Genomic DNA, 19,648 nt, shown 5'->3' with positions numbered 1-19,648 from the left:
AGCATGACCGACAGCGCCGAGTCCGACACGAGCAGGGCGGCGACGACCGCGCGCATCGGCGCCGAACGCGCGCGGGTGCAGCGGCGGACGCTCACCGTCGTCGTCATCAGCCAGGTGCTCGGCGGGGCCGGCCTCGCTGCCGGAGTGACGGTCGGGGCGCTGCTCGTGCAGGACGTCCTCGGGAGCACGAGCCTCGCGGGTGTCGCAGCCGCGCTCCTCACCCTCGGTTCGGCGCTCACGGCGTTCCTGGTCGGCCGCGTCACACAACGCCTTGGCCGACGGATCGGACTCGGACTCGGATTCGCGGCGGGCGGCGTCGGCGCGATCGGTGTGGTCGTGGCCGCCACCACCGCCCTGGTGCCGCTCCTCTTCGTGTCGCTCTTCGTCTACGGCGCGGGAACCGCCACGAACCTCCAGGCGCGCTACGCCGGCACCGACCTCGCGACCCCGGCACGCCGCGGGACCGCCATCAGCGTCGCCATGGTGTCGACGACGCTCGGTGCCGTGGCCGGTCCGAACCTCGTCGAGCCATTGGGAGCGTTCGCGACCGGCCTCGGGCTCCCGTCGCTCGCCGGGCCGTTCCTGCTCGCCGCGGTCGCGTACCTCGCTGCTGGCACGGCGTTCCTCGTGCTCCTGCGTCCGGACCCGTTCCTCCTCGCGCGCCGACTGGACGCGGAGCTCGCGCAGCTGGACGCGGTCTCGGAGGAGGCGACGACCGGCCAGGACGAGCCGGCCGAGGGTCCGCGCCCACGTCCCGGCGTCGGCGCCTATGTCGGTGCCGCGGTCATGGTGGTCACGCAGATCGCGATGGTCGCGGTCATGACGATGACGCCCGTGCACATGCGAGCCCACCACCACGGACTGGGGGAGGTCGGGCTCGTGATCGGCATCCACATCGCCGCGATGTACCTGCCGTCGCTCGTGACCGGCGTCCTCGTCGACCGCATCGGCCGCACGCCGATGGCGATCGCCGCCGGCGTGACCCTCCTGCTCGCCGGTGTCACGGGAGCTCTCGCGCCGGCGGACTCGCTCGGCCTGCTCATCCTGGCGCTCGCCCTCCTCGGACTCGGCTGGAACTTCGGGCTCATCGCGGGTACCGCGCTGGTCGTCGACCACACCGTGCCCGCCAACCGTGCACGCACGCAGGGCACCCTCGACGTCCTCATCGCCCTCGCCGGCGCAGGTGCGGGCGTCATGTCGGGCGTCGTGATGGCGGGCGTCGGTTACGGTGCGCTGTCGATCGCGGGCGGCGTGCTCGCCCTCCTGCTCATCCCCGTGCAGCTCTGGGCCCGGCGGGTCACCCCACGGGGGTGAGCCCGCTCGCGAGTCCGCTCGCCGCTACTCGGCCGCAGCCGGAACGCGGACGGTGAGGGCACCCGGCTCGATCCAGGTGTTGATCGCGACGGCCTTGCCGAAGCCGTCGCCGTCGAGCTCGATCTCCTCCGGCTTCGACATGCGGGCGACGAAGCGCTTCGCCGTGCCGTAGCGGAGCTCGCCGTCGTCCTTCTGCTTGCCGGCGAGGGCCCGGCCGGTCTTGGTCCGGCGGAGGACCCCGTTCACCCAGGCGACCTTCGCCCAGATGCGGATCCAGCCGAGGACCCCGCCGGGGCGCATGAACATGAGGTCGAAGAGGCCGTCGTCGACGACCGCGTCCGGCAGCAGCAGGATGTTGGCCGGCAGCGAACCGCAGTTGCCGATGATGACCGTGTGCACGGTCGCGCGGATCTGCGGCTCGTCGTCGATGCGGAAGCGCAGGTGCAGTTCGTCCGGGTCGCGCAGCGACTTCACGATCGCGTCGACGTAGGCGGCCCAGCCGGCCTTGGCCTTGAGGTCGTCGTCGGTGTTCTTGATCATCTTCGCGTCGATGCCCATACCGGCCATGACGACGAACACGTGGCGGTCGCGCGAGTGGTCGGCGCGCTCGATGTCGATCACGCCGAGGTCGATCGGCTTGTCGTCACCGGTGAACGCGGTGATGACGGAACCGGGCAGGTCGTTGAGCGTGAGGTCGAGGTTGCGGGCGAGCAGGTTGCCGGTGCCCGAGGGCAGGAGTGCAAGGGGGATGCCGCTGCCGCGCAGCGCCTCGGAGACCGCACGGACCGTGCCGTCGCCGCCGGCCGCGATGACGAGGTCGACCTTCGCGGCGATCGCCTCGGCGGTGACGCCCTGGCCGACGTCGTCGACGCTCGTCTCGAACCAGAGCGACTCGCCCCAGCCCGCGTCGGCGGCGGAGCGGTCGACCGACTCGCGGAGCGCGTCGAGGTCCACCTTCACGGGGTTGTAGATGACGGCGGCGGTCTTGGTCGCCGTGGTGTCGCTCGGCGTGGTCGTGCTGTCAGGAGTCGTCATCCGATCAGCATAGGAGCGGAGGCGCGGGGGAGGGAGATCCCGCTCGCGGGTTGACGCGGCACGTGGGTTCTGCAGGCGGCGGAAGAGTATCGTTGAGTCCTTGCAGGCACCGTCCATGCCCGCCACGAACGCAGTGTCCGCGGCGGCCTCCCCATCGTGATTGCGACATCGTGAAGATCCTCAGCATCCAGTCCGCCGTGGCCTACGGGCACGTCGGCAACTCCGCAGCCGTGTTCCCCCTCCAGCGCATCGGCGTCGAGGTGATCCCGGTGAACACCGTGAACTTCTCGAACCACACCGGCTACGGCGCGTGGCGCGGCCCGCTCATCTCGCCGGAGCAGGTGGGCGAGGTCATCACCGGTGTCGAGGAGCGCGGCGCGTTCCCGCAGATCGACGTGGTGCTCTCTGGGTACCAGGGCGGCGTCGGCATCGGCGACGTCATCGTCGACGCGGTGCAGCGGGTCAAGGCGGCGAACCCCGACGCCCTGTACGCGTGCGACCCGGTCATGGGCAACGCGAAGTCCGGTTGCTTCGTGGCCCCGGATATCCCCGTCCTCCTGCGCGACCGCGTCGTCCCGAACGCCGACATCATCACGCCGAACCAGTTCGAGCTCGGCTTCCTCACGGGTACCGAGCCCGGCTCGCTGGAGTCGACGCTGGCGTCCGTCGAGCTGGCCCGCGCGATGGGCCCGTCGGTGGTCCTGGTGACGAGCGTCGAGCGACCCGACCGCGACCCGGAGACCATCGAGATGCTCGTCGTCGACGACGCCGGCCGGTGGATCGTGCAGACCCCGTTGCTCCCGTTCAAGGCGAACGGTTCGGGCGACGTCACGGCGGCGCTGTTCGCCGCGCATTACGGCGAGACGCGCGACGCGAAGCTGGCGCTGGAGCGGACGGCGTCGAGTGTGTTCGACCTGGTCGAGCTGACGTACCGCTCGGGCCAGCGCGAGCTGCAGCTCGTCGAGGCGCAGGAGTTCTACGCGAACCCGCGGATGCAGTTCACCGCGACGGCGGTCTGAGGAGGGCGCGCGCCCGGTCCCTGAGTTCCCGTTCCGGTCCCTGAGTTCCCGTTCCGGTCCCTGAGCTTGTCGAAGGGCGGCGTTGTCCGTGTGCACTTCGACAGGCTCAGTGACCAGTGTCGGTGTCGCGAGCAGTTTCCGGTCCCTGAGCTTGTCGAAGGGCGGCACTTCGACAAGCTCAGTGTCCAGGGTGGCTCAGTGACCAGGATGGCTCGGGGACCAAGGTGGCTCAGTGAACCACGCTCAGCGCACCGCGCGGCAGGCGAGGTGCAGCGCGAGGCGCACCTCCGGGTCGGCCATGTCGACGCCGAGGAGCTCCTGCGCCCGGGTGATCCGCGTGGCGACGGTGTTGCGGTGGAGCCCGAGCGCGGCGGCCGTCGGCCCGACCGCCGACTCGTGGTCGAGGTAGGCGGACAGCGTCGTCAACAGCTCGCCCTGCCCGGCCTGCAGGGGCGCGAGCAACGAACGCGCGGCCGGCACGAAGATGTCGTTGCCGGTCCAGGCGAGGAGGAGTTGCTCGAGGCCGAGGCCGTCGACCCGCACGAACCACCCCGTCGTCGACCGGTTCACCGCGATCCGGACCGCGTCCGCCGCCTCGCTGAGTGACGAGGTGAGTCCCGCCGAACCGCTCGCCAGTGAACCGATGGCGGTCGCCACATTGAACGACCGGCGCGCCTCGACGTGCAGCTCGCGCAGGGCGCCGACGTACCGCTCGACCTGGGACGGCGGCGGAGGCTCCCTGAAGGTGAGCCACCCGCTCACCCCTCGGCCGCTGGTCGTCGCGTGGGAGTCGGCGGCGATCCGACCGAGCGCGCTCGTCACGAACCGGAGGAGTTGGAGGGCGTCGACCCGGCTCCGCCCGACCGTCCGGAACGCGAGGTGGTACCCGGTGGTCCGCCAGCCGCGTTCGAGCATGCGCCGCTCGACGTCCGGATCGGGCCGGCCGCGCAGGTCGACGAAGTCGCGGAGGACACCGGAGGACACCGAGGCGTCGCTGACCTCCGCGACCTCGTCGATGAGGATCCTGGCGGCGACGGCGGGCATGGCGACCTCGGCCGCGACCGCGAGTGCGCTCACCTGCCGTTCGTCGAGCCCGTCGCCGAAGAACGCGAGCCGGAGCCCCTCGCGGCTGGGGCTGTCGACCCGGACGGATGCCGCAGTGCCCGTCCCGGCGCGGGTCAGGTCCGTCCAGGGGGAGAAGTCGATCGCGGCGTGCACCTCCGGCGTCAGCCGCCCGCCCGCCTCGAGCAGCACGCCCTCGCTGTCGATGAGCGCGATGCCGTGGCCGACGCTGGACGAGAGGTGCCGCAGCAGGTCCGGGAGGCCTTCGGCGTGGTACTCGATGGACTGCGCCACCTTCCGCACGTAGCCGAGCGTCAACGAGTCGCGTGCCTCGACCAGCTGCCAGCACGCCTTCGCGAGCAGCATCGGCCGGTCGACGTGTAGGAGCGTGAACCCGAGGCGGTCGGCGAGGGCGCGCGTGCCCGCGCCGAAACCGTCTGCCTGCTGCATCGCGAGTGCCCGGTACCCGCGGTCCCTGATCCGACGCACGAGCGCGTCCTGCTGCCAGGGGCGCGTGGGTGGGACGCCGGTCAGCACGGCGAGTCGGCCGGCGTCGTCGTCGGGGAGAGCAGCCTCCTCCGTCTCGACGACCACACCGGCCCAGTTGGCGTCGGCCGGGCCGGCGACGAGCCGCACGCCGCCGTTGTCGGGGTGCGCGAGGAGGGCGCCCGACTGCAGGCGATCGCTCATACCGGGACCCTGTCGTCGGTGTGGACCTCGTCGAGTTCGTCCAGGCCGTAGGCCGAGGGGAGCACCCGACGGAGCCGCTCCGGCGTCCTCGACCACCAGTCGGGGCCGTCGATGCGGATGACGGCGACCTGCCTGGCCATCGAGATCGCGGGGACCTCGAGGATGTCCCGGGAGACGGTGTCGAGGACGACGATGAGGTCCGGCGCGGCGGCCTCGACGCGGCCGTCGGTCATGAGGGCGAGCGTCTCCGACCTCGCGACGAGCCGGTGCACCTGCCCTCCGCTGCCGTCGATGGCGAACGCGAGCACGTGCGGGTCGTTCCGGTCGGCCTCGATCGCGCTGACGCGTCCCTCGGCGAGGAGACGACCACCCATGGAGCCGGCCAGCTCATCGAGGGAGCCTGATGCGGCACCGAGGAACGCCGCGCCGAGCTGCACGGCACGGGTGGCGTTCCCGACGATCGCATGCTCCCGGAGGTCGCCGACGGTGAACCCGGCGTAGACCATCCCACCGCTCCCACCCGCCTGCACGATGGCGGCGCGCACGACCCGTTCGATGTCGAGGGCGCGTTCCGTCTCGACGAGGGCGACACCCCCGCCGCCCGTGTCGCAGGTCACGACGATGCCGGGGACCTCGTCGACGAGCAAGGACATCTGGTCGAGCGACGGCACGGCGCGACCGGTGAGGTCGGCGTCGACGATGAGGCGGTCGGCGGCGAACGCGAACGGGGTGAGTCCGTTGACCCCGCCGCCTTCGAGGGAGCAGATCGCCGGGATCCGGTGGCCGAGCCAGCGTTCGGCGGCGCCGATCAGGCGCCCGAACGGGTCGGTGCCCGGCAGCCGTTCGCCGAGGAGCAGCGTGGAGCCGACGAAGCCGAGGGCGAGGCACGGCGTCGCCGGGTCGAGGTCGTCGACCGCGTGCAGCTCGAACGGCCAGACGCCGGGGTCGGACAGCACCAGTTCGAGCATCGTGGTCGCGCCGCCGCCACCGGAGCCCAGGATCGCGAACCCCGTCGCCAGCGCGCGGAGTCGATCGTGCTCGAGGGTGGTCGGCATGGCACCAGCCTAGGCTCGGACCGCCTGCCCGCCTCCGAACGCCTCAGCCGCTTCTGCGGCAGCCGCCTCGCCCTCCACGGGGACGAACGGTTCCGACAGCCCGAAGGCACTCGGACCGAACGCGCGGAGGGCGTCGGGGGTGCGCATGAGCGCCGGCGTCGAGATCCCGAGCACCCGCACCCGTTGGCCGTAGCGCAGGCCCTCCGTGGTGATCGGCTCCGCGGTCTCGTGGTCGACGATGCAGATGAGGTCCGGCACGATCGCCACGACCTCACCGTTCCACCGAGCGATGAGGTTCTCGTTCTGGAAGGAGATCTCGAGACGTTCGGAGCTCGCCGGGTCCGTCGACCAGATGACGGCCGTGCCCTTCGCGAAGCCCTCCGTGGTGCGGCGCTCCACATCGGCGACCTTCCCCACGAACAACTCCCGCATGTGCGAGTAGAGCGTCGTGGACAGCGTGTCGGCGATGGCGGTGAACGGCGACCGGTGCTCCTCCCGCGCGACCCGGATCGCGCGGCCGAGGGCGAGCGCCATCGAGATGGTCCTCGGCACCGCCGTGCGCCGGACGTCGGCCCCGCTCATCGCGTATTCGGCGATGTGGGCGACGCCACCGAGCCGGATGGCGATGCCCCGTGCCAACCACTCCATCTGCCGGTCGTCGTCGCCGGTGTCGATGATCACGCGCTCGCCGCGCTCACCGGCGATGGCCAGCGGCGACCCGTGCACTCCGTAGACCGCGAAGGTCTCCATCGAGAGCTCCGGGAACGCCCGACCCATGCCGTCGGCGTCGACGACCGGCAGTCCGGTCTCGGCGGCGACGATCAGCGGGATCATCGAGTTGATGCCACCGCACTCGATCGGCATGGTCGCGTCGGCGGTGCGGCCGAGGTGCTCCTCGAGCGTGCGGAGGGCGAGCGTCGGCTCGAACCCCGCGGGGATCTTCTCCACCATGACGGTCGGTGCGCCCATCTGCGCGGTGGGGATGACGAACAGGTCGTCGTCGAGCTCGTCGGGGTCGAGGATCGTGATGCTGCGATCGCCGAGCACCTGCTTGACGAGCATCATGCCGATGTACGGGTCGCCGCCGCCGCCCGTGCCGAGAAGCGTGGCGCCGCGGGCGAGGTCGGGGAGGTCTGCGGCGGTCAGGGTCCAGCTCATGCGGCGACCTCCGGAGCCTCGTCGACCGGGGTCTCCGTCGTGCCGTCGAAGCGGTGCGAGGCCACGTCGTAGCCGAAGTAGCCAGGACCGACCATCGCGAGGGCCGCCGGACTGTGCCAGCGTTCGTCGCTCGGCGCGGCGATCACCCGGACGCGCTGGCCGTAGCGCAGGCCCTCCGTCGTGATCGGCTCACCGGAGTCGTGCTCGAGCACCATGATGAGGTCGGGGGTGGTCACGAGCGTGACGCCGTCCAGGGCGGCGATCAGGTGCTCGTTCTGGAAGGAGAGCTCCAGGCTGGCATCCGCACCGTCGATCCGCGCGCGGCCGCGGGCGAACCCCGTCGTGGTCGCACGCTCGACGTCGACGACCTTGCCGGAGAACAGTTCGCGGCCGCCGAGCAGCTCGACGGTGCGCGTGACGGCGTCGGCCTTCTCCTCGCGGGCAGCCGCGATGCCGTCGCCGATCTCGCGGCACAGCGACAACGAGTCGGCGACGAGTGCCTCGCGGGCCTGGGCGCCGGACATGGGGAAGCCGGAGATCATCACCGAGCACCCCATCTCCACGCAGGCGACACGGGCGATCCGCTCCGTCCAGCTGTTGTCGACGGTGGTGAGGACGCCGGTGTTGCCCTTCTCGTCGCTGAACGCCAGGGGCGAGGCGTCGATCCCGTACAGGGTGGGGAGCACCATCTGCAGTTCGGGGAAGGCCCGGCCCATGCCGTCGGCGTCGATGAGCGGGAGGCCGAGGGCGGCCGCTGCCGCGATCGGGATGGTCGAGTTGACGCCGCCGACCTCCGCGCAGGCGACGTGGGTGACGGGGCGTCCGAGCGAGGCGCTCAGGGCGTGGACGGGCGCGACCACCTCGGTGAGGCTCGGCAGCTTCTCGACCATGACGGTCGGTGCGCCCATCATCGCGACGGTGAGGACGAGCGCGTCGTCGGGGACCTCGTCGAGGGTCACGACCGTGACGTCGCCGTGCTCGCGCAGGGCTTGGGCGGCGAGCAGGGCGCCGATGTACGGGTCGCCGCCGCCACCGGTGCCGAGGACGGCCGCCCCACGGGCGAGGCCGGGGATGAGCTCGGGGGTGATCGTCCAGCTCATCGGAGGCCTCCCATGTCGAGGTCGCCGACGGCCTTCACGCGGATCCGGGTCGCGTTGCCCGGCAAGTACGGGATGGGGACCTCGTCGAAATCGACGATCGCGACCGACGCGGGGGAGGCGCCGGCCGCGATCGCCTTATCGATCGCCTCGGTACGGACCTCGGCGATCGCCTCCTCGCGCCGACCGGGCTCGATGGCGTAGACCTTGTCGATCTCGCCGCCGACCTGCGCGATGGAAGCACCGATGGCATTGGCCACGGCGTAGTTGTCGGGCCGGTGGACGGCGCCGAAGATGGGGAGTTCGTCGGACAGCAGGATCGACCCGCCGCCGACCGCAACCACGGGGATGGGCTCGGGGGAGGTCCGCATGCGGTCCACGGCCTCGGCGATGCGCTCACCGATGCGGGCGAGCACGCGCTCGACGAAGTCGGGATCGAGGTGCGCGACCTTCGAGGCGTCGCCGATGGAGGCGCGACCGGCGGCCACCGCGATGTCGGTCGCCGTGAGGGTGTCACCGCCGAAGACGAGGGCCTCCGTCATGAGCTTGTAGCCCACGGACGCCGGCCCGACCTCGGCCGACTCCTCGTCGACGATGCTGCCGCCGCCGATGCCGATCGAGAGGACGTCGGGCATCCGGAAGTTCGTGCGGATGCCCGCGACCTTGACCTCGTTCGCCGTCTCGCGGGGGAAACCGTTGATGAGGAGGCCGATGTCGGCCGTAGTGCCGCCGATGTCGACGACCGCGCACGTCGCGAGGCCGCTCGTCAGGGCGGCACCGCGCATCGAGTTCGTCGGGCCGGAGGCGAAGGTGGCGACCGGGTAGAGGCGCACGTAGTCCTCATCCATGAGCGTGCCGTCGTTCTGGCTGAGGAAGATGGGCGCCTCGATGCCCTGCTTCCGGACGGCGGCGGTGAGGCCGTCGACGATCTCCGAGGCGAGTTCGCGCAGCGCCGCGTTGATGATGGTCGCGTTCTCCCGCTCCAGGAGGCCGATCCGCCCGATCTCGTGGGAGAGCGAGATGGCGACGTCGGGTCCGAGGACCTCGCCGACGATCCGTGCCGCCTCGACCTCGAGGTCGTGGTTGACCGGACTGAAGACGGAGGAGATCGCGACGGAGCGGATGCCGTTCGCGCGCATGTCCTCGGCGTGGGCCCGCAACTCGTCGGGGTCGATCGGGGAGATGGGGCGCCCGTCGAACTCGTAGCCGCCGTGCGCGAGGTAGCTGCGGGCGCTGATCGCCTCGACGAGCTCGGCCGGCCAGTCGACGAGCGGCGGGAGCGCCCGCGTCGCCGGCAGGCCGAGCCGGAGCGCCGCGGTCGGTGCCAGGCGCTTGGCCTGCACGAGGGCGTTGATGAAGTGCGTCGTCCCGATCATCACCGCGGTGATCTGTTCACCGTCGAAGTGGTGGCCACCCCGCAGTTCGCCGATCGCCTGGACGATCCCGTCGGTCACGTCCGGTGTGGTCGCGTGCTTCACGGCCGCCAAGGTGGTGGTGCCGTCCATGAGCACGGCGTCGGTGTTGGTGCCGCCGACATCGATACCGATGTGCATATGAGGGGTTCGCTTTCTGTCGGTGCGGTGGAACGTGCGCGGTGGGTGCGCGGTGGGTCAGTTGGAGGCGTTGGCGGGGCTGTCCGTCGGCACGTCCGCTGCGATCTGCGAGGTGTGGGCGACGCCGACCCCGCGGACCCAGCCGAGCTTCCCGGCGGCGATGTACAGCACCATCGAGAGGATGAGGGAGAGGACGGCGGGGATGCCCCAGGTGACGAAGTAGCCGGTGATCGCGGACACGGCCCAGATGATGATCGTCGCGGGGACGATGCGCGGCGCCGTCGTGGGGAGGCGACCGGACGCGCGGGTCTCGTCGAGCTCGCCGCGCCAACGCTTCACGATGAAGTACTCGGCGACCATGATGCCCGCGATGGGCGGGAACGCGACGCCGAGGATGATGAGGAAGCCGGAGAACTGGCCGAGGATGCCGACGGCGGCGAGGATCGAGCCGACGACGCCGAGGACGATCGTCGTGGTCACCCGGTTGAGGTTCTTGCCGAAGGCCGTGGAGATGAAGTTGACCAGGCCGAGGGTCGAGGAGTACAGGTTCCAGTCGTTGATCTTCAGCGTGCCCGTGATGACGATGATGAGCCCGATGAGGCCGACCGACGACGTGACGATCGCGACGACGTTGCCCGAGGCGGCGGCGTGGGCGAGCAGGACGCCCGAGAGGCCGATGACGAACTCGCCGAGCGAGACGCCCACGACGGTCTGCTTGATGACGTCGGCGCGGGAGCGGTTGAAGCGGGTCATGTCGGCGGTGATGATCGCGCCGACGATGAGGCCGCCGGCGACGATCCCGGTGCCGGCCCAGACGCTCATGGTCGGGCCGGGGGCCGGGCCTGTGACGAGCTCCATGAAGTCGTGCTTCGTGAGTTCGCTGATGATCGACCAGCCGACGAGGATGAGGAAGAGCGGCACGGTGATGTTCGCGAGCCACTGCATGCCCTTGAACCCGTAGGCGACGATGGCCGTGACCGCGAGGCCGAAGATGAGGCTCCAGGCCCACACCGGCATGAAGCCCGGCAGGAGGGCGTCGAGCGACTCGGCGGAGATGGCGCTCTGGATGCCGAACCAGCCGATGAGGCTGATGCCGATCGCGAGGCCGACGAGCGACGCGCCCACCTCGCCGAAGCCGGTCCATCGGGCGAGGAGGGCGGTGTTGAGGCCCTCCTTCTGGCCGATGATGCCGACGATGCACATGATGACCTCGAGGATGATCGAGCCGAGGAGGAGGGCGAGGAAGGCCTCGCCGAAGGTCATGCTGTAGCCGAGGGTCGCGCCGAGGAGGAACTGGGACAGGGCCGACACCTGGCCGAACCGCTGGACGGCGATGCCGAACCAGGGCTTTTGTGCGTCGGGTCGGACGCGGGACAGGGCGAAGTCGTCTGCGTGTGCCATGCGAGCCATGGAGGTCTCCTGAAGGTGGGGGAGGAGCGGTGCGGGTTGCCGCAACGGTACTGACGTCCTGATCGCAGCACGATGTGCATCGTGCAGGAATTACCTCCTGAAATCAGCACTCTGCACAATCCGAGCCCGGACCGGTCCCCGCCCGGTCCCTGAGCTTGTCGAAGGGCCCGCCTCCAGTTCAGAGCGCGCGCTGGATGACGTCGAAGGTGCGTGCCCCGTCGAGCCCCATCATGTCGTGGCGGATCGCCGGGAACCGGGTCACCGTCCAACCCAGCTGCGCGTAACGCGGGACGTCCCTGCTCGGGACGACGAGCTTGGCGTCGTCGGACAGCACTAGCGTCGAAGGGACGACCGGCGCGGCCGGCGTCACGGGGTTCGCGGCGACGTCCTGCAGCACCTCGGCGACCATCGACCGGTCCCACGCGGCGTGGGCGGCCTCGGCGAGCGCGACGTTCGCCGGGCCTGTCGCGGGGTCCGTGCGGTCGTAGAGCCAGGCCAGGAGCCAGGGCAGCCCGGGGATGCTCCAGAACAGTCGGGCCCCGAGGCCGCGGCCGGGGAGTTTCAGCCCGAATCCCGGATCGAGGTAGATCGCGCGTGCCGGGCGGAGCGGTTCCACGATGTCGGCGAGGACCCGGCCGCCGAGCGAGTGGCCCACGATCGCGTCGAGGCCGGTCGGGAGCGTTTCGACGAGGTCGGCCGCGAGAGAGGCGAGGTCGTAGCGCCCGCCGCGTGCCCGATCGGCGCGAGGGCTGGCACCGTGGCCGCGCAGATCGACGAGCAGGAACGTGTACTGCTCCGGATCGGAGGCGGCGACGACGTCGGTCCAGGCGGCGCCGTCGGCCAGGAACCCGTGGACGAGGGCGATGCGGACGGGTCCGTGCCCGCGTTCCTCGACGTGCAGACGCATGGCCCTCTTTCGATGGTGGTGGTGACGGTGGGACGACTCTACGCGGCGTCGCTGCGCTCAGGAGCGCACGAGCAGCCAGGCGAACGCACCGAAGGAGACGAGCCCGAGGATGGCCCCGAGGATCGACCCGATCAGACTGAAGGTGGGCCAGCGTGCGCCGGGTTGGCGGCTCATCCTGATGCCCTGGGCTGCGAACAGCAGGGGCACGAAGCAGGCGAGCACCGAGAACGTCCACGATCCGCCGTCCCTCGCCGTCGAGGCGACGAGGAAGATGGAGATCGCGGCGATGGCGACACTGAGGATCGCACAGGCACGTGCGGAGATCGGTTCATTCTTCGCGGCCATGCGCTCAGGGTATCGAGTCGGGGTGGACACCGACCAGAGCAGAATGGACGGCATGACCGACGCGACTTCGCCGACCCTGACGGAACGATTGACGCTCGCGCGTCCCTCCGAGCACGATCTGCCGGAGCTCCACGAACTCCACGCCGACCCCGCGGTGTGGACGCACCTACCCTCCGCTCGCCACACCTCGCTCGCGGAGACCCGGGAACTGATCGACCGCTATCAGACCGGATGGGAGGCCAACGGGCTCGACGTGTGGGTGGCGCGTGACACCACGACGGGTTCGCTGGTCGGCATCGGCGGCCCGAGTCTTCGCGGTGGGCTCGCTTGGAACCTGTACTACCGCCTGGCGCCCGCTGCTTGGGGGCGCGGATACGCCCAGGAGCTCATCTCGGCAGCGCGGGCTGCAGCGTCGGCGTCGGCGCCGGATCCGCCGGTCGTCGCCTTCCTCCTGGAGCACAACGAGGGGTCCCGGCGGGCCGCAGAGCGTGCCGGTCTGGAGATCGTCTGGCGCGGCCCCGACGCGGGCAACCCGGATCCCGATGCCGTGCGCGTCGTGTTCGCGGACCGCCCGCTCACCGACGAGGCGCTGCGGGTGTTCCTGAACTGAGCCCTGAGCCGACGGGCCCGATGGTCGGATGGTCGGTTCGGGAGCTCCGAGCGGTCTGCTGCTTCCGGGCGCGACCGGGCATTTTCGGCCAACCGGCCCGGAAACGCAAGGAGCTTCACCGAGTCTGTTCACCGACGGCATTCCTCGATACGGTGGGGAGATATGTCAGCCACCGTCGAGATGGAACACATGAGTCAGGTAGAACGCGAACGTCCGCTCCTGCGCAAGGGCAGCGAGGCGAGCTTCGTGCGGTGGGCGTTCGACGGACGCGCGTGGTGCGCGGACCTCGTGAGCGGCCAGTACCGCGGCGCGACGAAGACCGGGTGGCTCCTCCAGACGGACGACGAGCAGCGTGAACTCTCCAACCAGGAATGGGCTCCCTGTATGGCGTGAGTGCTTCCTCCTGAAGCACGCGAGCTTTACTTGAAGGCGATCGCGTTCGGCGGCGAGCCGACACCGCCCGGCACGTAGAGCGGCTTGCAGGTGACGAAGCACTCGTAGACGCCGTCGGCCGCGCAGTCCTCGGCGAGCTCGTCCAACCGCCACAGCTCACCGAGTGCCATGCCCAGCAGGGCGATGAGCGGCCGGTGGAGCATCCCGCTGTGGTCGACCCCGCGCTCCGGCGGCCGGTCGTCCGGCGATCGGAAGTCGCTGTCGACGACCGGATCCGCCTCGACGGCGAGGTTGTCGGCTGCGACGAGGGCGATCTCGTGATCCCACAACCACCGGAGCACGGATTCGCGCTGCGCCAGCCCGGGCGACTGCCGCCACGGGGTCGCCAGGCGCTCGGCGGGCGTCTTCGCGAGGTACTGCTCGGCCCAGGCGGTCCGGAGGAGCAGCAGCTCGCCGCCTCGCCAGGTCACGCCCTGGTGTTCGGCGATCGCGTCGAGGAGCGGAGCGTCGATCGGGATCGTGGACGACGGGTCGTACGGCTCGCCGACCGCCGCGAAGTAGCGCGGTACGTCGAGCAGGACCCCGCGGCCGGCGATACCGGCGTCGGCCCAGGTGTGCACACCGAGCCGGTTCGACGAGGCGTCGTTCGCCGCCGTGCTCAGCCCGTTGTAGAAGCCGTGCTCCGGGTGGCCGATGTGGCGGAGCGCGTCGATCTGCGACGACGACTGCAGGTAGAAGGAGTCGAGGTAGTCGTCGCGGTGCGAGGGGTTGTTCGAGAACACATGGTGTTCCAGTGCCCGGCGGGTGCCGGTCGGGTAGGGCTCGAAGGCGGTGATCGCGTGGTCGAGGCCGAACCGCCGGCCGGTCCTGACGAGGGCTGCTGCGGCGGCGACGCGTTCGGCGGTCAGGAAGTTGACGGTGCCGAGTTCGTCGCCCGGGCCGAAGACCGCCCAACTGGATCCGGGCGGGGTGGCTGCTGCGAGCTGGTCATAGCTCGGAATGGTCATCGGTCGGTCCGTCCGGTCTGCCGCGGAGCTCGTTGCTCAACACGGTCGTCGTGCGCAGGAGTGCGCGGATGATGGGGGAGTCCGGCGTGAGGTCCGCCTGGGGGTCGGCGCCGAGGAGCCCGACGGTCGCGGCGATGCCGTACTCGTCGAACACCGGTGCCGCGGCGGTGAACACGCCGCCGGACTGGGAGGCGATGCAGTAGCCGGAGCGGCGGGCGGTGTAGACCGCCGCCTCCAGCTCGGCCCGCTGCGCCGTGGTCGAACCCGCCGCCGTCCAGTCGAAGGCCCGGGCGTCCGTGAGGTGCGCGAGGAAGACCCGGGTCTGGGCGGCCGTGGCGTCGAGCTGGGTGCCGGCCCGGACGGTGACGACCGCTGAGCGGGTCCGGTCCTCCTCGACGAGCGTGACGATCGGACCACGAGCGCCCCAGAGGCTGAGCACCGCCGTCATGCGGACGGCGGCGCTCAGCTCGGCGAGGTGCGGCGGGGCGATCTCGGTGACCCGCCGGCGGCTCAGTGCGTGGATGCCGAGCTGGAGCATGAGTCCACCGAGGACGAAGGTGCTGCGACGCGGCCCACGCTCGAGGATCCCGGCCGACACCATCGACGCGCAGTAGCGGTAGGCGGTGGTGCGGTTGAGTCCCAGGCGTTCGGCGACGTCCGCCGCCGTCAGCTCCGTGGTGTGCGGACCGAACAGTGAACAGATCTGTCCGACCCGGTCCACCGCCTGGATCTCGGACCCGGATGCTTCGCTCGTGCCGTCCATGTTCGCCATGACTGAAGCGTAGTTCAGCTGGAGAACACGGCCGGTCGAGCGCAGCCTCGGCTCGGGCGGGCTGATCACCCGGCGAGCCAAGTGGTCAGCTTGGTCGTCGTGTCGTTGAAGTTGTCCGTGTACCAGTCGATGTCCTGGAGCACGGTCTCGCCGGTGTTGGCCGGCCCGTACACCTCGACCTGCTTGGTGAACTCGTCGAGTTCCGGCTTCGCCGCCGTGTTGACGGGTGCGACCCCGAGCAGTTCGGAGATCTTCGCGACCTGCTCCGGTTCGACGACGCTCGAGATGAAGTCGACGGCGGCCTGCTTGTTCGGAGCGCCCTTCGGGATGGCGAAGGCGTTCAACGAGGCGACGGTGACGTCCCACACGATCGTCATGTCGAAGCCGCTCTGGAGCAGTGGCACGAGCCGGGAGTCCGGCAGGAGGAACATGTCCACCTGGTTCGCCTCGACCGCCTGCTGCAGAGCCCCGACGTTCGGGGCGAAGGTCGTGACGTCGCGGATCTCGTCGAGCTTGTCGAGGGCGCGGTCCACGTCGAGCGGGTACAGCTCGTCGGGCTTCACCCCGTCGGCGAGGAGCGGGTACTCGAGGATGCCGTTCTGCAGGTTCGTGACGATGCCGCGTTGGCCGGGGAACCGTTCCGTGTCGAAGAAGTCCGCGACCGACTCCGGGCCCTTGCCCTTCGGGAACGCGTCGGTGCGGTACGCGATCGGGGTGGCGTTGATCCAGTTGCCGAGGTAGCACTCGCCGACGGTGCCCTCCGCGAGGTCCGTCTGGTCGATGTCGGCCAGGTCGAGCTTCTCGAAGAGCGTGCCGCAGTTCTGCTGCGCCGCGTAGGGGGCCGTGGCCATGACGTCCCACTGCACGGAGCCGCTCTCCACCTGTGCCTTCACCTGCGCGACGTCGGGCGGTGAGGTGTTGACGAAGGTGACGTTCGGGTGCGCCTTCGTATAGGGCTCCTGCCAGGCCGCGATCTGTGCGTCCTGGCCGCCGCCGCCGTACCCGACGAAGGTGATCGTGGCCGCCGCGTCGTCACCGGCCGCTGCGGAACCGCTCGGGGCGGCCGTTCCGCCGCTCGCGCAGCCGGACAGCAGGGCGGTGATCGCGACGACGCTCACGCCGACGGCGAAGCGGGTGCGGCGGGTGCGGGGGTCGGTGTTCCTACTGATGGATCTGGAGGTGGAGCTGGGCGCCATTGTCGTCTCCTCGGTGTGTGCGCGCCGACGGCCGCCGGGCGCGGGTGGGTGTTCGGGTGCGTCTGCAGGTGTTCGGATGTGTGGGTCGGTTGTCGAATGATCCTCGGGGTGGCTCACGCGGCGACGATGCGCTGCCGCTCCGGTCGCCACCAGGCGGTCACGGTGTCGCCGAGCGTGTGGGCGGCGTCGAGGGCGTCGATACGGACGCGGCCGAGCAGGCCGGTCCCGCCGAGGTCGAGCATGGCGGTCCGGTACGAGCCCATGTACTCCAGGTCGCGGATGGTCGCCTGCACCGTGTTGGCACCCGGTGGGACGGTCGTCGGGTCCTGCACGATGCGCAGGTCCTCCGGTCGCACGACGACGGCGCCGTGCACGCCGACGCCGGGGTGGTCGGCGACGGTGGTCGGATCGATCGACCAGGTGTTGCCCTCCCAACCGGCCTGCGGGCCGAACGCGGAGCCACCGAGGTCGAAGACGTTCGAGTCGCCGAGGAACGTGGCGGTGAACAGGGTGTCCGGCTCCCGGTACAGCTGCTCGGGCGAGCCGACCTGCTCGATGCGTCCGCTGTTGAACAACGCGATCCGGTCGGAGAGGTTCATCGCCTCCTCCTGGTCGTGCGTGACGAAGACGAAGGTGGAGCCGACCTCGCGGTGGATCCGCCGGATCTCCATCTGCAACGCTCCGCGGAGGTTGCGGTCGAGGGCGCCGAGCGGTTCGTCGAGGAGGAGCGCCGCCGGGTTGAACACGATGGCCCGGGCGAGCGCCACGCGCTGCTGCTGCCCACCGGAGAGCTGGGAGGGGAAGTTCCCGTCGCGTCCGGGCAGCTGCACGAGCTCGAGGACCTCGCTCACCCGCCGGGCGATCTCGGCCTTCGGCAGCCGGCGCTCCCGGAGCGGGTACCCGACGTTCTGCGCCACGGTCATGTGCGGGAAGAGGGCGTAGTTCTGGAAGAGCATGCCGAGGTTGCGCTTGTGGGGCGGCAGGGACCCGACATCGGCTCCGTTCAGGTCGATGGTGCCGGCGCTCAGCGTCTCGAAGCCCGCGATGAGGTTCAGCGTCGTCGTCTTGCCAGAGCCGCTCGGGCCGAGCAGGGTCATGAACTCGCCGGGCTCGATGGTGAGCGAGATGTCGTCCACGGCGGGCGCGGCGAGCCCGTAGTCCTTCGTCACCCCGTCGAGACGGATCCTCGTCCCCTGGCGTGGCTGCGTCGCCGTGGTCGACGGGGTGGTGTCTGCGCGTGAGATGGTCACGACGTCTCCTTACGGGTCTTGGTGCGGCTGCCGATGAGCATGGGCACCAGGAAGATGATGGTCACGGCGACGACGACGAGGCTCGACGACGCGGAGATGGTGGGGTCGAGCTCGAAGGTGACGCTGTTGTACATCTGCACCGGCAGCGTCTGGAAGGTCGGCGAGCGCAGGAACAGGGCGATCACGACCTCGTCGAACGAGGTGACGAAGGCGAAGATGGCACCGGTGAGCACGCCACGGCTGATGAGCGGCATGGTGACGGTGATGAAGGACCGCAGCGGTGAGGCTCCGAGCGAGGCCGAGGCGCGCAGGAGCTTCGGGTCGAAGCCGCCGAGCGCGGTCGTCACCGACACGAGCACGAACGGCACCCCGAGCGCGGCGTGGGCGAGCACGTACCCGAGCAGGCTGCCTGTCAGGTGCCACTGGAGGAAGGACACGTAGACGGCGACCGCCACGACGATGGCCGGGGTGACCATCGAGATCATGAGTAGGGTCCGCAGGAACCCGGCGAGCCGTCCGGTCAGGCGGTTCAGCCCGACCGCCGCGGCCGTGCCGACGAGGGTCGCGATGACGGCCGCCAGGATGGCGACGAGGAACGAGTTCCCGAGCGAGGAGAGCCACTTCGGGTCGGTGAAGAAGTTCTCGTACCACCGCAGGGAGAACTCCGTCGGCGGGAACTGGAACGCCGAGGCTGCGCTGAAGCTCAACGGGATGACGATGAGCGTCGGCAGGATGAAGTAGAGGGCGACCAGGGTCCCGATGACGATGAGCCACCAGGGGACCGGGTCGACCCCGCGGTCCTTGCGCCGGACCCGGCGTGCCCCTGGCGAGGTCGAGGGTCCGCGGGCGGTGAGGACGCTGCGGGTGTCGACGTCGTCGACGTCGCTCAGCGCGGTCATGAGTGCTCCTTCGTCGGGGCGGTGCTGGTGACGCCGATGGCCGAGATGGTCCCGCCGAAGCGGTTGGCCCACGCGACCAGGGTGAGGGTGACGACCAGGACGAGGATGCCGAGGGCCCCGGCCCCGGCGAAGTCGAGGAGCTGCGTCGTCCGCTGCGCGAGCAGCTGGGCGATGAGCGACTGCTGCGGCGAGCCGAGGAGGGCCGGGGTGACGTAGAAGCCGAGGCTCAGCGTGAAGACGAGGATGAGTCCGGAGACGACGCCGCCGCGCGAGAGCGGCCAGTAGATCTTCCAGAACGCGACGAGCGGGGAGGAGCCCAGGCCGCGGGCCGCGAGGAGCAGCTTCCGGTCGATGCCGCCCAGTGAGCTGTACAGGGGGAGCACCATGAAGGGGAGGAGCACCTGGCTCATCGCGATCGTGACGCCGACGACACTGCCCTGGAACACCACGTCCCCGGCGCCGAAGAACTCGAACACGCTCTGCACGGGCCCGCCGCGCTGGAGCAGCACGATCCATGCGTAGTTGCGGGCCATGACGGAGGTCCAGAACGGGATCAGCACGATCACGAGCAGGATGCCGCGGGTGCGCGGGCCGACACGCGTCATGAGGTAGGCGTAGGGGTAGCCGAGGAGGAAGGCGACGACCGTGACGATGATCGCCGTCGTGGCCGTCCGGCCGAGCACGGTGAGGGTGACGCCGTCGGTGAAGAGGGAGGCGTAGTGGTCGAGCGTGACGTCGGGCGTGCCGAAGCTGCGGAGGAGGCTTTGCCCGAGTGGGACGAGGAGCACCACGGCGAGGACGCCGAGCGCCGGAACGAGCAGCAGCCAGGCCGGTCGCGGCAACCGTCGGGTGTGCGGGGAGGTGGTCGTCATCTGA

19 protein-coding genes are annotated in these 19,648 nt (G+C 70.4%); 4 read left to right on the top strand and 15 right to left on the bottom strand.

All coding sequences use genetic code 11. From position 1 onward, the window contains the following. Positions 1 to 3 precede the first annotated feature (3 nt). Positions 4 to 1,314: an MFS transporter gene (locus QRN27_RS10440; RefSeq protein WP_285042183.1), complete on the top strand. Its 1,311-nt coding sequence runs from the start codon at positions 4 to 6 to the stop codon at positions 1,312 to 1,314. Positions 1,315 to 1,338: 24 nt separating this feature from the next. Here the strand turns inward: QRN27_RS10440 and QRN27_RS10435 are convergent, their stop codons facing one another. Then, the gene (locus QRN27_RS10435) at positions 1,339 to 2,349 is read right to left on the bottom strand and encodes a diacylglycerol/lipid kinase family protein (protein WP_285042182.1); all 1,011 of its coding nucleotides are present in this window, start codon (positions 2,347 to 2,349) and stop codon (positions 1,339 to 1,341) included. Between the two features lie 170 nt (positions 2,350 to 2,519). Between QRN27_RS10435 and pdxY the strand changes: the two genes are divergently transcribed. Next, a complete protein-coding gene (gene pdxY / locus QRN27_RS10430; protein WP_285042181.1) occupies positions 2,520 to 3,368 on the top strand; it encodes a pyridoxal kinase PdxY in 849 nt (282 codons plus the stop codon). A 243-nt stretch (positions 3,369 to 3,611) separates the two neighbouring features. Here the strand turns inward: pdxY and QRN27_RS10425 are convergent, their stop codons facing one another. The 8 genes from QRN27_RS10425 to QRN27_RS10390 form a co-directional block, all read right to left on the bottom strand. Then, complete coding sequence (locus QRN27_RS10425; RefSeq protein WP_285042180.1) at positions 3,612 to 5,120, bottom strand: PucR family transcriptional regulator; 1,509 nt, start codon at positions 5,118 to 5,120, stop codon at positions 3,612 to 3,614. Further along, positions 5,117 to 6,175, bottom strand: coding sequence for a DUF917 domain-containing protein (locus QRN27_RS10420; protein ID WP_285042179.1), 1,059 nt, complete (start codon positions 6,173 to 6,175; stop codon positions 5,117 to 5,119). The genes QRN27_RS10425 and QRN27_RS10420 overlap by 4 nt, the downstream gene beginning before the upstream one ends. A gap of 9 nt (positions 6,176 to 6,184) precedes the next feature. Next, complete coding sequence (locus QRN27_RS10415; RefSeq protein WP_056009826.1) at positions 6,185 to 7,333, bottom strand: S-methyl thiohydantoin desulfurase family protein; 1,149 nt, start codon at positions 7,331 to 7,333, stop codon at positions 6,185 to 6,187. Then, complete coding sequence (locus tag QRN27_RS10410) at positions 7,330 to 8,433, bottom strand: S-methyl thiohydantoin desulfurase family protein (protein WP_285042178.1); 1,104 nt, start codon at positions 8,431 to 8,433, stop codon at positions 7,330 to 7,332. Before QRN27_RS10410 ends, QRN27_RS10415 begins: the two co-directional genes overlap by 4 nt. Next, positions 8,430 to 9,983, bottom strand: a complete 1,554-nt coding sequence (locus tag QRN27_RS10405; protein WP_285042177.1) for a hydantoinase/oxoprolinase N-terminal domain-containing protein — start codon at positions 9,981 to 9,983, stop codon at positions 8,430 to 8,432. Before QRN27_RS10405 ends, QRN27_RS10410 begins: the two co-directional genes overlap by 4 nt. Before the next feature lie 57 nt (positions 9,984 to 10,040). Next, positions 10,041 to 11,393, bottom strand: a complete 1,353-nt coding sequence (locus QRN27_RS10400; RefSeq protein ID WP_285042176.1) for a purine-cytosine permease family protein — start codon at positions 11,391 to 11,393, stop codon at positions 10,041 to 10,043. 178 nt (positions 11,394 to 11,571) lie between these two features. Beyond that, positions 11,572 to 12,300, bottom strand: a complete 729-nt coding sequence (locus QRN27_RS10395) for an alpha/beta hydrolase (RefSeq protein WP_285042175.1) — start codon at positions 12,298 to 12,300, stop codon at positions 11,572 to 11,574. A 57-nt stretch (positions 12,301 to 12,357) separates the two neighbouring features. Further along, positions 12,358 to 12,645 (bottom strand): hypothetical protein, encoded by a 288-nt coding sequence (locus tag QRN27_RS10390; RefSeq protein WP_285042174.1) that lies wholly within the window; start codon positions 12,643 to 12,645, stop codon positions 12,358 to 12,360. A 52-nt stretch (positions 12,646 to 12,697) separates the two neighbouring features. Here QRN27_RS10390 and QRN27_RS10385 point away from each other — a divergent pair, with 52 nt between their 5' ends. Together QRN27_RS10385 and QRN27_RS10380 are read left to right on the top strand one after the other, a co-directional pair. After that, positions 12,698 to 13,255: a GNAT family N-acetyltransferase gene (locus tag QRN27_RS10385; protein ID WP_285042173.1), complete on the top strand. Its 558-nt coding sequence runs from the start codon at positions 12,698 to 12,700 to the stop codon at positions 13,253 to 13,255. Positions 13,256 to 13,444: 189 nt separating this feature from the next. Continuing rightward, on the top strand, positions 13,445 to 13,648 hold the full coding sequence (locus tag QRN27_RS10380) for a hypothetical protein (RefSeq protein WP_157580297.1): 204 nt from the start codon (positions 13,445 to 13,447) through the stop codon (positions 13,646 to 13,648). 26 nt (positions 13,649 to 13,674) lie between these two features. Here QRN27_RS10380 and QRN27_RS10375 read toward each other — a convergent pair whose 3' ends face one another. The 6 genes from QRN27_RS10375 to QRN27_RS10350 form a co-directional block, all read right to left on the bottom strand. Further along, on the bottom strand, positions 13,675 to 14,655 hold the full coding sequence (locus QRN27_RS10375) for a cyclase family protein (RefSeq protein WP_285035461.1): 981 nt from the start codon (positions 14,653 to 14,655) through the stop codon (positions 13,675 to 13,677). Beyond that, positions 14,636 to 15,427, bottom strand: a complete 792-nt coding sequence (locus QRN27_RS10370) for an IclR family transcriptional regulator (RefSeq protein ID WP_285035463.1) — start codon at positions 15,425 to 15,427, stop codon at positions 14,636 to 14,638. Before QRN27_RS10370 ends, QRN27_RS10375 begins: the two co-directional genes overlap by 20 nt. A 65-nt stretch (positions 15,428 to 15,492) precedes the next feature. Beyond that, on the bottom strand, positions 15,493 to 16,623 hold the full coding sequence (locus tag QRN27_RS10365; protein WP_285042172.1) for an extracellular solute-binding protein: 1,131 nt from the start codon (positions 16,621 to 16,623) through the stop codon (positions 15,493 to 15,495). 113 nt (positions 16,624 to 16,736) lie between these two features. Then, entirely contained in the window at positions 16,737 to 17,873 is a 1,137-nt protein-coding gene (locus QRN27_RS10360) for an ABC transporter ATP-binding protein (protein ID WP_285042171.1), read from the bottom strand. Continuing rightward, complete coding sequence (locus QRN27_RS10355; RefSeq protein WP_285035468.1) at positions 17,870 to 18,772, bottom strand: ABC transporter permease; 903 nt, start codon at positions 18,770 to 18,772, stop codon at positions 17,870 to 17,872. Before QRN27_RS10355 ends, QRN27_RS10360 begins: the two co-directional genes overlap by 4 nt. Continuing rightward, entirely contained in the window at positions 18,769 to 19,644 is an 876-nt protein-coding gene (locus QRN27_RS10350) for an ABC transporter permease (RefSeq protein ID WP_285035470.1), read from the bottom strand. The genes QRN27_RS10355 and QRN27_RS10350 overlap by 4 nt, the downstream gene beginning before the upstream one ends. Between the last annotated feature and the right edge of the window lie 4 nt (positions 19,645 to 19,648).

It is taken from the genome of Plantibacter sp. LMC-P-059a (genome assembly GCF_030209505.1).
GTDB lineage: Bacteria > Actinomycetota > Actinomycetes > Actinomycetales > Microbacteriaceae > Plantibacter.
The sequence above is the reverse complement of the archived record's forward strand: the minus strand, read 5'-3'. Positions and strand labels throughout refer to the sequence as shown.

Bases quoted from the DNA above. Each gene is read 5' to 3' on its own strand.
- QRN27_RS10440 (WP_285042183.1), top strand. From the start codon at position 4: ATGACCGACAGCGCCGAGTCCGACACGAGCAGGGCGGCGACGACCGCG.
- QRN27_RS10425 (WP_285042180.1), bottom strand. From the start codon at position 5,120: ATGAGCGATCGCCTGCAGTCGGGCGCCCTCCTCGCGCACCCCGACAAC.
- QRN27_RS10410 (WP_285042178.1), bottom strand. From the start codon at position 8,433: ATGAGCTGGACGATCACCCCCGAGCTCATCCCCGGCCTCGCCCGTGGG.
- QRN27_RS10420 (WP_285042179.1), bottom strand. From the start codon at position 6,175: ATGCCGACCACCCTCGAGCACGATCGACTCCGCGCGCTGGCGACGGGG.
- QRN27_RS10415 (WP_056009826.1), bottom strand. From the start codon at position 7,333: ATGAGCTGGACCCTGACCGCCGCAGACCTCCCCGACCTCGCCCGCGGC.
- QRN27_RS10435 (WP_285042182.1), bottom strand. From the start codon at position 2,349: ATGACGACTCCTGACAGCACGACCACGCCGAGCGACACCACGGCGACC.
- QRN27_RS10365 (WP_285042172.1), bottom strand. From the start codon at position 16,623: ATGGCGCCCAGCTCCACCTCCAGATCCATCAGTAGGAACACCGACCCC.
- QRN27_RS10355 (WP_285035468.1), bottom strand. From the start codon at position 18,772: ATGACCGCGCTGAGCGACGTCGACGACGTCGACACCCGCAGCGTCCTC.
- QRN27_RS10350 (WP_285035470.1), bottom strand. From the start codon at position 19,644: ATGACGACCACCTCCCCGCACACCCGACGGTTGCCGCGACCGGCCTGG.
- QRN27_RS10375 (WP_285035461.1), bottom strand. From the start codon at position 14,655: ATGACCATTCCGAGCTATGACCAGCTCGCAGCAGCCACCCCGCCCGGA.
- QRN27_RS10400 (WP_285042176.1), bottom strand. From the start codon at position 11,393: ATGGCTCGCATGGCACACGCAGACGACTTCGCCCTGTCCCGCGTCCGA.
- QRN27_RS10405 (WP_285042177.1), bottom strand. From the start codon at position 9,983: ATGCACATCGGTATCGATGTCGGCGGCACCAACACCGACGCCGTGCTC.
- QRN27_RS10390 (WP_285042174.1), bottom strand. From the start codon at position 12,645: ATGGCCGCGAAGAATGAACCGATCTCCGCACGTGCCTGTGCGATCCTC.
- QRN27_RS10380 (WP_157580297.1), top strand. From the start codon at position 13,445: ATGAGTCAGGTAGAACGCGAACGTCCGCTCCTGCGCAAGGGCAGCGAG.
- QRN27_RS10395 (WP_285042175.1), bottom strand. From the start codon at position 12,300: ATGCGTCTGCACGTCGAGGAACGCGGGCACGGACCCGTCCGCATCGCC.
- QRN27_RS10385 (WP_285042173.1), top strand. From the start codon at position 12,698: ATGACCGACGCGACTTCGCCGACCCTGACGGAACGATTGACGCTCGCG.
- QRN27_RS10370 (WP_285035463.1), bottom strand. From the start codon at position 15,427: ATGGCGAACATGGACGGCACGAGCGAAGCATCCGGGTCCGAGATCCAG.